General features: G+C 70.6%; 13 protein-coding genes. 10 read left to right on the top strand and 3 right to left on the bottom strand.

Annotated features, from left to right (window positions below):
• Window positions 1-5 precede the first annotated feature (5 nt).
• From LC452_RS03135 to rocD, 5 genes are all read left to right on the top strand, one after another.
• On the top strand, window positions 6-452 hold the full coding sequence (locus tag LC452_RS03135; protein ID WP_223622564.1) for a hypothetical protein: 447 nt from the start codon (window positions 6-8) through the stop codon (window positions 450-452).
• Window positions 452-667, top strand: coding sequence for a helix-turn-helix transcriptional regulator (locus LC452_RS03130; RefSeq protein WP_136053971.1), 216 nt, complete (start codon window positions 452-454; stop codon window positions 665-667). The genes LC452_RS03135 and LC452_RS03130 overlap by 1 nt, the downstream gene beginning before the upstream one ends.
• A gap of 4 nt (window positions 668-671) precedes the next feature.
• Window positions 672-1,679: an NAD(P)-dependent alcohol dehydrogenase gene (locus LC452_RS03125; RefSeq protein ID WP_223622563.1), complete on the top strand. Its 1,008-nt coding sequence runs from the start codon at window positions 672-674 to the stop codon at window positions 1,677-1,679.
• A gap of 150 nt (window positions 1,680-1,829) precedes the next feature.
• A complete protein-coding gene (ddaH, locus tag LC452_RS03120; protein WP_374197755.1) occupies window positions 1,830-2,726 on the top strand; it encodes a dimethylargininase in 897 nt (298 codons plus the stop codon).
• Window positions 2,723-3,937, top strand: a complete 1,215-nt coding sequence (gene rocD / locus LC452_RS03115; protein WP_223622562.1) for an ornithine--oxo-acid transaminase — start codon at window positions 2,723-2,725, stop codon at window positions 3,935-3,937. Before ddaH ends, rocD begins: the two co-directional genes overlap by 4 nt.
• A gap of 22 nt (window positions 3,938-3,959) precedes the next feature.
• Here rocD and LC452_RS03110 read toward each other — a convergent pair whose 3' ends face one another.
• The 3 genes from LC452_RS03110 to LC452_RS03100 form a co-directional block, all read right to left on the bottom strand.
• Complete coding sequence (locus LC452_RS03110; protein WP_223622561.1) at window positions 3,960-4,346, bottom strand: hypothetical protein; 387 nt, start codon at window positions 4,344-4,346, stop codon at window positions 3,960-3,962.
• 72 nt (window positions 4,347-4,418) lie between these two features.
• Window positions 4,419-5,747: an MFS transporter gene (locus tag LC452_RS03105; protein ID WP_223622560.1), complete on the bottom strand. Its 1,329-nt coding sequence runs from the start codon at window positions 5,745-5,747 to the stop codon at window positions 4,419-4,421.
• A gap of 5 nt (window positions 5,748-5,752) precedes the next feature.
• The gene (locus tag LC452_RS03100; protein ID WP_308116462.1) at window positions 5,753-6,091 is read right to left on the bottom strand and encodes a MarR family transcriptional regulator; all 339 of its coding nucleotides are present in this window, start codon (window positions 6,089-6,091) and stop codon (window positions 5,753-5,755) included.
• Window positions 6,092-6,318: 227 nt separating this feature from the next.
• On the opposite strand from LC452_RS03100, the gene LC452_RS03095 reads away from it, so the two are divergent.
• From LC452_RS03095 to LC452_RS03075, 5 genes are all read left to right on the top strand, one after another.
• Window positions 6,319-7,734: a serine hydrolase gene (locus tag LC452_RS03095; RefSeq protein WP_223622558.1), complete on the top strand. Its 1,416-nt coding sequence runs from the start codon at window positions 6,319-6,321 to the stop codon at window positions 7,732-7,734.
• Window positions 7,735-7,801: 67 nt separating this feature from the next.
• Window positions 7,802-9,388, top strand: coding sequence for an ABC transporter substrate-binding protein (locus tag LC452_RS03090; protein WP_223622557.1), 1,587 nt, complete (start codon window positions 7,802-7,804; stop codon window positions 9,386-9,388).
• Between the two features lie 38 nt (window positions 9,389-9,426).
• Window positions 9,427-10,422 carry an ABC transporter permease gene (locus LC452_RS03085; protein ID WP_223622556.1) on the top strand — a complete coding sequence of 332 codons (996 nt, stop codon included), beginning with the start codon at window positions 9,427-9,429 and terminating at the stop codon, window positions 10,420-10,422.
• A gap of 17 nt (window positions 10,423-10,439) precedes the next feature.
• On the top strand, window positions 10,440-12,248 hold the full coding sequence (locus LC452_RS03080; RefSeq protein ID WP_223622555.1) for a dipeptide/oligopeptide/nickel ABC transporter permease/ATP-binding protein: 1,809 nt from the start codon (window positions 10,440-10,442) through the stop codon (window positions 12,246-12,248).
• A complete protein-coding gene (locus LC452_RS03075; protein ID WP_223622554.1) occupies window positions 12,245-12,994 on the top strand; it encodes an ABC transporter ATP-binding protein in 750 nt (249 codons plus the stop codon). The genes LC452_RS03080 and LC452_RS03075 overlap by 4 nt, the downstream gene beginning before the upstream one ends.
• Window positions 12,995-13,010: the final 16 nt, after the last annotated feature.

Genomic DNA, 13,010 nt, shown 5'->3' with positions numbered 1-13,010 from the left:
TTTACATGGGAGGCATCATGGTCTACGAAGAGCGGAACGCCTGGGCGGGGCTGATCATCAGCCCGATCTCGATGGTCGTCTACGTCGTGCTCGTGCTTCAGCAGGCCGCCGGAGGGCCGCTCACCGACGTCGACTGGTTCCCGCTGATGCTCTGGGTGATCGGCGGGAGCATCGTCGCGGTGATCATCCTCAGCATCGTCTGGGGCATCATCGCCGGGGCGAAGGACCCCGACGGCGTCGGCCGGTCCGACATCCGCGACCGTGACATCAGCCGCATGGGCGGACGGGTCGAGCAGGCGTTCGTCGTGATCGCGGGACTCGGCGTGATCGCGCTCTGCGCCGTCGGCGCCGACGTGTTCTGGATCGCGAACACGATGTACGCCGGGTTCGCGGTGTCGGCACTCGTCGGCGGCGTCGCCCGCGTCATGGCCTACCGGCGGGGCCTCGTCTGATGGTCAGGCCGACCCTCGTCTCCAACAGCATCCGGGCTCACCGCGAGTCAACGGGCATGACCCAGGCCGAACTCGCGCGCACGATCGGCGTGACCCGGCAGACCCTCATCGCGATCGAGCAGGAGAAGTACTCTCCGACCCTCGAACTCGCCTTCCAGATCGCCCGCGCCTTCGGCGTCGGGCTCGACGACCTCTTCCAGTACCCGGAGCAGTGACACCATGAACACGACCGACACCTCGACCATGAGCGCCTGGAGCCGCGAGACCTACGGGCCCGCAGACGGCGTGACCCTGCAGACCATCCCGGTGCCGGTTCCCGGCCGCGGCGAGGTGGTGCTGCGCGTGCTCGCCACGGGCCTGAACGCCGGAGACGTGCGGCTGCTGCTCGGGGATCCGCTGCTCGTCCGGCCGGTCTTCGGCCTCACCAAGCCGAAGCATCCGGTGCGCGGCATGGAGGTCGCCGGCCTCGTGGTCACGGTCGGCCCTGACGTCGTCGGCGCCGAGCTCGGCGAACGCGTGGTCGGCGAGCTCGTCGGCGGAGGAGGCCTCGCGGAGTACGTGACGGTGCCCGCCGCCCGGCTCGTCCCCATCCCGCCCGACGTCGAGGCGGGCGTCGCCGCCTGTCTTCCGGTCGCCGGAGGCACCGCCTGGCAGGCCCTCGACCTCGCCGAGGTCGGACTGCGCGGGGGCGCTGCACCGCGGGTGCTGATCATCGGTGCCTCCGGAGGCGTCGGCACGTTCGCCGTGCAGCTCGCCGCCCTCCGTGGTGCCGAGGTCTGGGCCACGTGCCGCACCCGCAACGCGCCGCTCGTCGAGCACCTCGGCGCCGTGCGCACCCTCGACCACCGCACCTCGCCCCTGGGCGACCTCCCGGCCGAGCACTTCGACGCGGTCATCGACATCGCGGGCGGGATGCCGCTGCACGAGCTGCAGCGCCTCGTCGCACCCGGAGGGTCGGTGGTGCTGGTGACCGGCGACGGCGGCCCCGTCATGGGTCCGGTGCCGCGCATGATCAAGGCCGCCTTCGTCTCGGTCGGATCGCGCCGCGTGCGTCCGCTGGCAGCGACGCCGCGTCCGGAGGTGCTCGCGAAACTGCTGGAGCTCGTGGCCGAAGGGCGCGTCTCTCCCGTGATCGAGCACGAGTACCCGTTCGCCGAGGGGGCGGCCGCTCTCGCGCACATCGAGGCAGGGCATACCGTCGGCAAGGTGGTCGTGCGCGGGACCTGATGCGCCCTGGCGACGCACAGGGGGCGGATGACAGAATGGATGCTGGCGTGCTCGAGTCGCATCTTCCCCGCAACCTCTCTGACGAGAGGCGGGTCGAAGGACCGCCGGGCCCCTGGACAGAGTCCGCCGCGTAAAGTTCCGAGGAGCATCTTGTCTTTCGAAAACACGCTGTCGACGCCTGAGACCACCGCGACCGCGGTGCCCACCCGCACCGCGCATCACCGCCACTACCTGATGTGCAGCCCGTCGCACTTCACGGTCAACTACTCGATCAACCCGTGGATGGAGCCGTCGAAGCCGACCGACACGGCGAAGGCCGTCGAGCAGTGGCAGAAGCTGCACGACCTGTACCTCGAGCTCGGTCACGAGGTCGAGCTGATCGAGCCGCTCGCCGGCTTCCCCGACATGGTCTACACGGCCAACGGCGGCTTCCTCATCGACGGCCGCGCCTACGTGCCGAAGTTCCGGTTCGTCGAGCGTCAGGGCGAGGCTCCAGCCTTCGCCGACTGGTTCCGCCAGGCCGGCTACGACACCGTCATCCCGGAAGAGGTCAACGAGGGCGAGGGCGACTTCCTGCTCGTCGGCGACGTGATCCTCGCCGGCACCGGCTTCCGCTCGACCGGCGACAGCCACCGTGAGGTCGGCGAGGTGTTCGGCCGCGAGGTCGTGTCGCTCAACCTCGTCGACCCGCGCTTCTACCACCTCGACACGGCGATCGCCGTGCTCGACCCGGTGCAGGGCGTGGAGAACGGCGGGCCCGAGCGCGCCAACATCGCCTACCTCCCCGGGGCCTTCGACGACGCCAGCCGCGCGATCCTCGAGGAGCGCTTCCCCGAGGCCATCCTCGTGTCGGATGAGGACGGCTCGGTCTTCGGCCTGAACTCCGCGAGCGACGGCTACAACGTCGTCATCTCGCCGCGGGCGAAGGGCTTCGAGCAGCAGCTGCGCGAGCGCGGCTACAACCCGATCATGGTCGACCTGTCCGAGCTCCTGCTCGGCGGCGGCGGCATCAAGTGCTGCACCCTCGAACTGCGCGGTGCAGTGTGACCGGGCTCGTGGAGGCGACCGACGCGACCGGCACGGCGACCGAGCCGCACGTCGCGCACAACTACCACCCGCTGCCGGTGAACATCGCCCGCGGTGAGGGTGCCTGGCTGACGGACGTCGAGGGCAAGCGATACCTCGACCTGCTCGCGGCATACTCGGCCGTGAACTTCGGTCACCGGCATCCGGCTCTCGTCGCCGCGCTCACCGAGCAGCTCGGACGCGTCACGCTCATCAGCCGCGCGTTCCAGAGCGACCGGCTCGAGCCGTTCGCCGCCGCGCTCGCGAAGCTCGCGGGCAAGGACATGGTCCTGCCGATGAACACGGGCGCCGAGGCCGTCGAGACCGGCATCAAGGTCGCCCGCGCGTGGGGCTACCGGGTGAAGGGTATCGCGGAGGGGCGCGCGCGCATCATCGTCGCGGCCGGCAACTTCCACGGCCGCACGACCACGATCGTCAGCTTCAGTGACGACGAGTCGGCCCGCGACGGGTTCGGCCCGTACACGCCCGGCTTCGACGTGGTGCCGTACGGAGATGCGGATGCCATCGCGGCGGCCATCACCGACGACACGGCCGCCGTGCTCGTGGAGCCGATCCAGGGCGAGGCCGGGGTCGTGATCCCGCCGGAGGGCTACCTCCGCAGGATCCGCGAGATCTGCGACGAGAAGAACGTGCTGTTCATCGCCGACGAGATCCAGTCCGGGCTCGGCCGCGTGGGCGAGACCTTCGCCTGCGACCGTGAGGGCGTGGTCCCGGATCTGTACCTGCTGGGCAAGGCCCTCGGCGGCGGCATCCTTCCCGTCTCCGCCGTCGTCGGCGATGCCGACGTGCTCGGCGTCATCCGCCCGGGTGAGCACGGCTCGACGTTCGGCGGCAACCCGCTCGCCGCAGCCGTCGGCCTGCGCGTGGTCGAGATGCTCGAGTCGGGGGAGTTCCAGGAGCGCGCCCGCGCGCTCGGCGAGCACCTCGGTCAGGCGCTGCAGCCGCTGGTCGGGCACGGCGTCACCGCCGTCCGCCTCGCGGGACTGTGGGCCGGCGTCGACATCGACCCTGCCCAGGGCACCGGACGCGAGATCGCCGAGAAGCTGCTCGCTCGCGGCGTGCTCGTGAAGGACACCCACGGTCAGACCATCCGCATCGCTCCGCCGCTCGTGATCCGCGCGACGGAGCTGGATTGGGCTGTCGAGCAGCTCAAGCTCGTGCTCGGGGCCTGACCTCGGAGCACGAGCCGTCCGCTCAGGCCGGCGGGGAGTCCGGGTCGAGGGTCTTCAGGGTGTCCTCTTCGGCGGCGTTGTCGGCCTGGAGCTGATCCTCGGTCCCCTGGTCGCCGCCGAGCGGCGCCTCGTGACCCGGGCCGGCGCTGCCCTGGATGGCGCCGCCGGTGGATTCGCCGCGCGAGCTGTCGCCCTGGATCGCGCCGCCTTCACCGTCACCGGAGTCCTCGCGGTCCGATCCTGCGTCGCCCTGGATGGCGCCGCCCGTGGACTCGCCACGATCGGCGTCGCCCTGGATGGCGCCGTCATCGCCGCCCTGGTGGCCTTCGTTCTCGGTCGTCCCGTCGACGCCGGTGGCGCCCTCGGCGGGATCCTGCGGGTGCGGGGTGCTGTCCATGTTCTCGTCCATGCGGCGACGATACGTCCGACCGCATCCGCCGCAAAGGGTGTTGACAACGGGCCCTTCGAGGGATGCCGGGCGTCAGTCGGTCTTCGGTGCGGTGCGGATCGGCGTGGTCACGGCCGCTTCGTCGCTGAACTCGAGCGGATCGACGTCGTCGACGACGCTGAGCGGACGCGTCTCGTCGATCGTGAGCAGGAACTTCCGCTTCTCATGACGATGCAGTCGTCCCGCTGTGATGACCCAGATCACCCCGATCGCACACGCGACGAATCCCGCCGTCCCGCCGAGCATGATCGCGGTACGCGGGCCGAAGGCATCGGCCACCCAGCCGGCGATGGGAGCGCCGACCGGCGTCGAGCCCATGATCACGGCCATGTACAGCGCGAGCACACGCCCGCGCAGCGCCGGATCGGTGGTCATCTGCACGTAGCCGTTCGCCGTGGTCAGCAGTGTCACGATCATGAAGCCCGTGAAGGTCAGCGTGACCGCGTACGACGCGTACGACGGCATCGCGGAGGAGACGAAGGCGGCGACGCCGAATCCGCCGGCGGCGAAGATCACGACGCGAACCCGCGCCCGGTCCCGCCGCGCCGCGAGCAGCGCACCGGCCAGCGAGCCGATCGCGAGGACCGAGCTGAGCACGCCGTATCCGTCGGCCCCGGCACCGAACTCGATCGCCATGGTCGAGGCGAAGATGGGGAAGTTCATGCCGAAGGCGCCGATGAGGAAGACGGTGACGAACACGACCCGCAGGTCGCTGCGCCCCCACACGTATCGGAAGCCGGCGGCGAGACCGCCGCGGTTGCGGGCCTTCGGTCGGGCGGCCAGGAGTCCCGTGCGCAGCATCAGCAGGGCGAGGATCATGGCGAGGAAGGTGGCGGCGTTGACGATGAACACCCACCCCGAGCCGATCGCCACGATCAGGAGTCCGCCGACGGCCGGGCCGATCATGCGCGCCAGGTTGAAGGATGCCGAGTTGAGGGCGACCGCGTTCGACGTGTCGCCCGTGGTGACCATGTCGGAGACGAACGCCTGACGCGCCGGAGCGTCGAACGCGTTGACCACGCCGAATCCGAGTGCGAAGCAGAACATCATCGGCAGCGTCATCACGCCGTTGAGGAGAAGGATGCCGACGGCGACGGCGAGACCCAGCAGCGCGCTCTGCGTGACCAGCAGGATGTGGCGCCGGTCGAATCGATCGGCGACCCAGCCGGTCAGGCTCACCAGGAGGAGGGGAGGGCCGAACTGCAGCGCCATCGTGACGCCCATCGCGGTCGCGTCGTTGTCGGTCAGCTCGGTCAGCACCACCCAGTCCTGCGCGGTCGCCTGCATCCAGCCGCCGATGTTGGAGACGAGGGCGCCGGCGAACCAGATCCGGTAGTTGATGTTCGCGAACGAACGGAACATGGCGCTCATCGTTCCACCGCCCGCCGCATCAGGGCGCTGGCTTCGCGCAGCGTCGCGAGCTCGTCCTCGGTGTAGTCGACCTCGCGGAGCATGTCGGCCAGGAGTTCGTCGCGCCGCCGGATGGTCTCGACGACGATCTCGGTGCCGGCGTCGGTGATGTCGACCTGCACGCGCCGCCGGTCGTCCTCGTCCGGCGTGCGGGCGACGAAGCCCTGCTCCTCGAGGCCGTTGACGATGTTCGTCATCGACGGCGCCGTCACGCGCTGTCGTTCGGCGAGCGTCGTGATGGTGCGGCGGCCGTTGGCGCGCAGCTCGGCGAGCACCGCGAGCTGGGCATCGCTCATCGAGTCGGTGGCGCGTGCGCATCTCAGGCGGCGGGCCATCCGGAACGTGGCCATGCGAAGGTCTGTGGCGGTCAGGTGGAGGGACTCTTCAGACGCAGACATTGTTTAGTTAGCCTATCTAATCTTTCTGACCGATATGCAGGTTCGTTCGATCCGACGAACGCATCGGTACCGATCCGTCGAATCCGACCAGCGAGAGGGGGGATGCCGATGCCTAGAGTGAGGGCATGCACAGCCCCTCTCAGGTCGGTGAACTCCTGCGTTCCACGCTCGGATCGCATGCTCAGAAGCGCGGCGTGCCCGCCGCCTCGGTCGCGGTCGTCATCGACGGCGAGATCGTCGAGCACGCCGTGGGACTGCTCAGCACCGCGACCCGCGTCGAGGCCACCGTCGATTCCGTCTTCCAGATCGGGTCGATCACGAAGGTGTGGACCGCGACGATGGTGATGCAGCTGGTCGACGAGGGGGTGGTCGACCTCGATGCGCCGATCCGCCGCTACGTGCCGGAGTTCGCGATCGGCGACGAGGCGGCCGCCGCGGCGATCACCGTGCGCCAGCTGCTCAGCCACCGGTCGGGCTTCGAGGGCGACATCTTCACCGACACCGGACGCGGAGACGACGCCGTCGAGAAGTACATCGCGCTGCTCGCCGACGCGGTGCAGACCTTCCCGCCCGGCGCGCTCTTCTCCTACAGCAACGCCGGCTACGTGCTCCTCGGCCGCATGATCGAGATCCTCCGGGAGTCGACCTGGGAGCAGGCGCTGCTCGCTCACCTCGCGACACCGCTCGGACTGGCGACCGTCTCGCCGAGCCCGTACGAGGCGATCCTGCACCGTGCCGCCGTCGGGCACCTCGACGCCGAAGACGGCGGGGAGCCGCAGCCGGCGCCGTTCTGGGCCATGGCGCGGTCGAACGAACCCGCAGGCTCCATGCTCGCGATGTCGGCTCGCGATCTCGCGGTCTTCGCCCGAGCGCACCTGCAGGCCGCGGATGCCTCGTCCACCGACGGAGGCGACGGCGGACACGGTCTCCTCTCCCGTGATGCGGCGACGAACATGCGCACCGCGTCCGTGCGACTGCCCCGGCTGGCGGGCATGGGTGCGGCCTGGGGCCTGGGCTGGGAGATCGACCGCGACGGCGAGAATCCGCTGTTCGGTCACGACGGCAACACCGTCGGGCAGTCATCGTTCCTGCGGATCGCTCCGGATGCCGGCGTCGCCGTGGTGCTGCTCACCAACGGCGGAGACGGCGCCGGACTCTTCCACGATGTCGCCGATGCGCTCCTGCGCGACCTGACCGGCGACGGCCTTCCGCCTGCACCGACCCCGCCGACGGCATCCGCAGAATCCACGACGCCGGACGCCGTGGACGGATACCTCGGCGTCTACTCCAACTCCACGATGGAGATGGAGGTGTCGCAGGACGACGAAGGCCGCCTGTGGCTGGAGCAGCGCCCGACGCCCGAACTCCTCGCCCTCGGGGCGCAGCCGTCGACCGACGAGCTCGTGCCCTTCGAAGACGGATCGCTCATCCTGCGCGAGCGGAAGAGCGGCATGCACATGGTGCTCGCCTTCCTCGAGCCCGCGCCCGACGGGCGCGCGTCCTACATCCACTTCGGTCGCGCCGTTCCGCGATCACGATGACCTCTCGGACGCCGGTACGCCGCGTCCATCCTCCCGAACACCCGATCCCCCTGCCAGAAGGAACGTCATGACACCGAAACGCACCGCCGTCACCGCCGTCGTCGCCGTGACCGCTCTCGCATCCCTGCTCGTCGCCTGCGGAACAGAGGGGGGAGGAGGCGGCGGAGGCGATCCGGTCGAGGGCGGCACGTTCACGACCCTCCTCGGCTCCGACCCGGGCAACCTCGACCCGCAGCTCTCGGCGGGCAGCGCGCTGTTCGACATCAGCAAGCTCGCCTACGACACGCTCGTGAGCATCGACCCCGACGGCGAGGTGCGCAGCCAGCTCGCCTCCGAATGGAACGTCGACGGAACGACCGCGACCCTCAAGATCAACGAGGGCATCACGTGCGGCGACGGCAGCGACTTCACAGCGCAGACCGCCGCCGACAACCTGAACTGGATCTCAGACCCGGCGAACGAGAGCGGCTTCCTCGGCGCCTTCCTCCCGGTGGGGGTCACCAGCGTCGCCGAGGGCGACACGGTCACGATGACGCTGAGCAGCCCGGCGCCGTTCCTGCTGCTCGGCCTCGGCGGGCTGCCGATGGTCTGCGGCAGCTCTCTCACCGACCGTGACGGTCTCGCGGCGGGTACGGACGGCACCGGCCCGTACGTGCTGACGGAGGCCGTGCCGAGCGACCACTACACGTACGAGCTGCGCGAGGACTACGCCTGGGGACCGGGCGGCGCCACGGTCGACGAGGCGGGGATCCCGGCGAGGGTCAACGTGCGCATCGTCTCCGACGGCACGACAGCGGCGAACCTGCTCCTCTCCGGAGAGGCCAACGCGGCGCAGCTCACCGGGCCCGACGCCGACCGCGCGATCGGTGCCGGCCTGTTCCAGCGTGAGGCCACGGCCATCGCGGGCGAGCAGTGGTACAACCACGCCGAGGGCCACCCGACCAGCGACCCGGCCGTCCGCAAGGCGCTCACGCAGGCGGTCGACCTCGACGAGCTCGCGAACGTGCTCACCGCCGGCAAGGGCGGACGGGCCACCGCGCTCGCCGTCGTGGAGCCGACCGTGTGCACCTACGACGCGATCTCGGACTCGCTCCCGGAGTTCGACGTCGATGCCGCCAACGCCACGCTCGACGAGGCCGGCTGGGTGCGCGGCGCCGACGGCGTGCGCGAGAAGGACGGCACCAGGCTCAGTCTGACGTTCCTCTACGAGAACAGCCTGGGGGCCGCGGCCGCCGCAGCCGCCGAGCTCGCGCTCGCCGCCTGGGACGAGATCGGCGCCGAGGTCGACGGCAAGCAGCAGGACGAGACCGCGCTGCTCGAGGCGACGTTCGGCACCGGAGCCTGGGACATCGGCTGGCTGACGCTGAGCGTGAACAGCCCCGATCAGGCCATCGGCTTCGTCAGCGGCACGGTGCCGCCCGAGGGCTCGAACTTCTCGGCCATCCAGAACGACGACTACACCGCGGCCGTCGCCGAGGCGTCGCAGATGAACGGCAGCGACGGGTGCGGCAAGTGGGAAGAGGCCGAGAGCGCCCTGTTCGCGGCATCCGACATGGTGCCGTTCGCGAACGCCACGATCTACATGTTCGGCAACGGCGCGGAGTTCGAGTGGCTCGGCGTGATCGAGCCCACCAGCGTCCGTCTGGTCGGCTGAGCGCCGGTGCGACAGGGACGACGGATCGGATCGACGACATGACGACGGTGGCCACCCGCATCGCGGAGGACGAGAAGCGCGTCAGCGACCATCGCTGGCTGCGGTTCGCGATCCGTCGCGCCGGACGACTGCTCGTCTCGCTGTGGATCCTGATCACGGCATCCTTCCTGATGATCCACCTGGTGCCGGGGGATCCGATCCGCACGGCCCTCGGCCCGACGGCTCCGGCCGCCGTGGTCGAGGCCCGGCGGGAGTCCCTGGGACTGAACAACCCGATCTGGCAGCAGTACTTCGACTACCTGCGCGGCGTGTTCACCGGCGACATGGGTGTGTCGATCGGATCGCAGCTCCCGGTCGCCCAGACGATCGCCCAGCGGCTGCCGGCCACGCTGCTCCTCGCCGTCCTCGCCTTCGCGCTCGCCCTGCTCATCGCCCTGCCCCTCGGCATGGCGGTGGCCGTGGCGACGCAGCGGGGCCGGGCGCGGGGACTCGAGGTCGGCTTCAGCTCGTCGAGCGTCGTGCTCGGGTCGATCCCCGACTTCCTGCTCGCCGTCGCCCTCGTGGCGGTGTTCGGCGTGCAACTGGGATGGTTGCCGGTGGCCGGCAGGGAGGGGCCGCTGTCGTACATCCTGCCGGTGCTCGCCCTCGCGATCGGGCCGGCGGCGATCCTCGCGCGGATCCTGCGCATCGAGGCGCTCACGGTGCTCGAAGCCGACTTCGTGCGGACGGCCCACGCCAAGCGCCTGCGGACCCCGCGCATCAACCTGCGCCACGTGCTGCCGAACGCCGTGACCGCGACGCTCACCCTCAGCGGCCTGCTGCTGAGCGGACTCGTCGCCGGCACAGTGCTGGTCGAGACGGTGTTCGCGTGGCCGGGTCTCGGCAGCACGATCGTCAGCTCGATCCAGACCAAGGACTACCCCCTCGTGCAGGGGACCGTGCTCGTGTACGGCGTGGGAGTGCTGCTGGTGAACACCCTGGTCGATGCCGCGCTCGCCGTGCTCGACCCGCAGTCGACGGCGGCCTCCGCATGAGGCGCACACTCGGAACCATGCTGCGCACGCCCCTCGGGGCGACGGCGCTCGTGCTGCTCGCACTCGTCGTGCTCACCGCGATCATCGCGCCGCCGCTCTGGGGAGCGCAGGCCGACGCGACCGACACCGGCGACCTGCTCGCCGGGCCCTCGGCCGAGCACCTGATCGGCACCGACAACCTCGGTCGCGACCTGCTGCTCCGCACCGTGGTGGCGACGCGGCTCTCGATCGTGCTCGCACTGCTCGCGACGCTCGTCGCCATCGGCGCGGGTCTCATCCTCGGCGTCCTGCCGCTGCTGCTGGGCCGCTTCCTGGGGCGAGCGGTCACCTGGCTCACCGGGATCGCGGTCGCGTTCCCCGGCCTGCTGCTGGCGCTGTTCTTCGCGGCGATCTTCGGCAGCACGGCGACGGCCGCCGTGTTCGCCCTCGGCCTCGCCGGAGCGCCGTCGTTCGCCCGGCTCTGTCAGAACCTCATCGCGGGGATCGAGGCGCGCGACTTCGTGTCCGCCGCCCGGGTCGGCGGCATCGGCCGGCTCCGTGTGCTCTTCCGCCATGTGCTCCCGAACATCGGCGAGCCGCTCATCGTGAACGCCACGATCGGCGCCGGCGGGGCGCTCCTCGCCTTCGCGGGTCTCTCGTTCCTCGGTCTCGGCGTGCAGCCGCCTGAGTACGACTGGGGCCGTCTGATGATGGACGGCCTGCGCGGCATCTACGCGAACCCGCTCGCCGCGCTCGCCCCCGGCCTCGCCGTCGTGATCGCGGGCCTCGCGTTCAACCTGACCGGCGAGTCCGCCGCGCGCAGCCTCGGGCTGTCGGACGACGTGCTCGTGACCGGGCTGGCGCGTGTGCGCCGTCTGCGCCGGACCCGCGCCGTGTCGGATGCCGCGGCAGCCGTCGCGCGGCCGGCGGAGGGTGCTCCGGTGCTCGAGGTCGAAGACCTGCGTGTCGACTTCGAGAGCACCAAGGGCGGCGTCGTGCATGCCGTGCGCGGCATCGACCTCACGGTGCACGAGGGCGAGATCGTCGGGATCGTCGGGGAGTCGGGGTCGGGCAAGTCCATGACCGCGCTCGCCGTCGCACAGCTGGTCACCTCGCCCGGCCGCGTCGAGGCATCCACTCTCCGCTTCCTCGGCGTCGACCTGCAGACGGCCGGCAAGGCGCGACTCCGTCGCCTGCTCGGCACCTCTATGGCCATGGTCTTCCAGGACCCGATGTCGTCGTTCAACCCGACGATGCGCATGGGCGACCAGCTCGCCGAGGTCGCCACCGAGCACGCCGGACTCCGCCGTCGCCAGGCCCTCGAACGCGCGGCGGATCGCCTTGCGGCGGTGCGGATCAGCGCCCCGAAGCGCCGCGTTCGGCAATACCCGTACGAGTTCTCGGGTGGGATGCGGCAGCGCGCGATGATCGGGATGGGGCTGATGGTGTCGCCGCGGCTGATCATCGCCGACGAGCCGACGACCGCGCTCGATGTGACCGTGCAGAGCCAGGTGCTCGATCTGCTCCGCGCGATCCGCGACGAGGACGGCGCGTCGATCCTCTTCATCAGCCACGACATCTCCGTCGTCGCCGAGCTGTGCGACCGGGTGCTCGTGATGCGCTCCGGCGAGATCGTCGAGGAGCTCAACGCCTCCGACCTCTCGTCGGCGCAGCATCCGTACACGAGGGCGCTGCTCGCGGCGGTGCCGCACATGGCCACCGATCTCGACCGCCCGCTCGCGACGCTCGCGACCGTCGCGGCCGAGGAGGAACGCGCGGCCGGTGCGCGCGATGCCGCCGCCGATATCGACCACGATCACGACCATCAGGAGGTGGGGAGCCGATGAGCGAACTCCTCTTCGACGAGGTCTCGGTGCGCTACGGCGTCGGCCGCGGCGCGATGACGGCGGTGGATCGCGTGTCGATCCTCGTGCCCGACGGCGGCGTGACGGGCGTGGTGGGCGAGTCGGGTTCCGGCAAGTCGACGCTCGCCCGTGCCGCCGTAGGACTCGTGCCGCTGCACGCGGGCCGCATCCTCCTCGACGGTGCGCCCATCCCGCGCCGCGGACCGCGTCCGCTGCAGATGGTGTTCCAGGATCCGTACTCCTCGCTCGACCCGCGGATGCCGGTGGGCGCCAGCATCGCCGAGATGATGCCGTCCGGCATGACCCGACGGGCCCGCGACGCCGAGGCGGCGCGGCTGCTCGAGCTCGTGCATCTCGACCCCGCCCAGGCGGGCTCACGGCCATCGCGCTTCTCGGGAGGCCAGCGGCAGCGCATCGCGATCGCGCGAGCGCTGGCCGGAAGGCCCCGGGTGCTGATCGCCGACGAGATCACCTCCGCGCTCGACGTGCTCATCCAGGGGGCGATCCTCAACCTGCTGCGCGAGCTGCAGACCGAGCTCGGCTTCTCGATGCTGTTCATCTCGCACAATCTCGCCGTCGTGCGCTACGTGGCCTCGCAGATGGCCGTGATGCGCGACGGCCGGGTCGTCGAGCAGGGCCCGACGAGCGCCGTTCTCGAGGATCCGCAGGACGCCTACACGCAGGAGCTGCTCGCCGCGATCCCGCGACCCATCGAGTACGTCCCGTGACCGCACCTCATGACCG

It is taken from the genome of Microbacterium sp. EST19A, from assembly GCF_019969685.1.
Taxonomy (GTDB): Bacteria; Actinomycetota; Actinomycetes; order Actinomycetales; family Microbacteriaceae; genus Microbacterium.
Note: the sequence above shows the minus strand (reverse complement) of the source record. Positions and strands in the feature narration are given on the sequence as shown.

Coding starts and splice junctions, on each gene's coding strand:
- LC452_RS03125 (WP_223622563.1), top strand. CDS start 672: ATGAACACGACCGACACCTCGACCATGAGCGCCTGGAGCCGCGAGACC.
- LC452_RS03110 (WP_223622561.1), bottom strand. CDS start 4,346: ATGGACGAGAACATGGACAGCACCCCGCACCCGCAGGATCCCGCCGAG.
- LC452_RS03090 (WP_223622557.1), top strand. CDS start 7,802: ATGACACCGAAACGCACCGCCGTCACCGCCGTCGTCGCCGTGACCGCT.
- LC452_RS03130 (WP_136053971.1), top strand. CDS start 452: ATGGTCAGGCCGACCCTCGTCTCCAACAGCATCCGGGCTCACCGCGAG.
- LC452_RS03095 (WP_223622558.1), top strand. CDS start 6,319: ATGCACAGCCCCTCTCAGGTCGGTGAACTCCTGCGTTCCACGCTCGGA.
- LC452_RS03075 (WP_223622554.1), top strand. CDS start 12,245: ATGAGCGAACTCCTCTTCGACGAGGTCTCGGTGCGCTACGGCGTCGGC.
- LC452_RS03085 (WP_223622556.1), top strand. CDS start 9,427: ATGACGACGGTGGCCACCCGCATCGCGGAGGACGAGAAGCGCGTCAGC.
- LC452_RS03135 (WP_223622564.1), top strand. CDS start 6: ATGGGAGGCATCATGGTCTACGAAGAGCGGAACGCCTGGGCGGGGCTG.
- LC452_RS03105 (WP_223622560.1), bottom strand. CDS start 5,747: ATGTTCCGTTCGTTCGCGAACATCAACTACCGGATCTGGTTCGCCGGC.
- LC452_RS03080 (WP_223622555.1), top strand. CDS start 10,440: ATGCTGCGCACGCCCCTCGGGGCGACGGCGCTCGTGCTGCTCGCACTC.
- LC452_RS03100 (WP_308116462.1), bottom strand. CDS start 6,091: ATGAGCGATGCCCAGCTCGCGGTGCTCGCCGAGCTGCGCGCCAACGGC.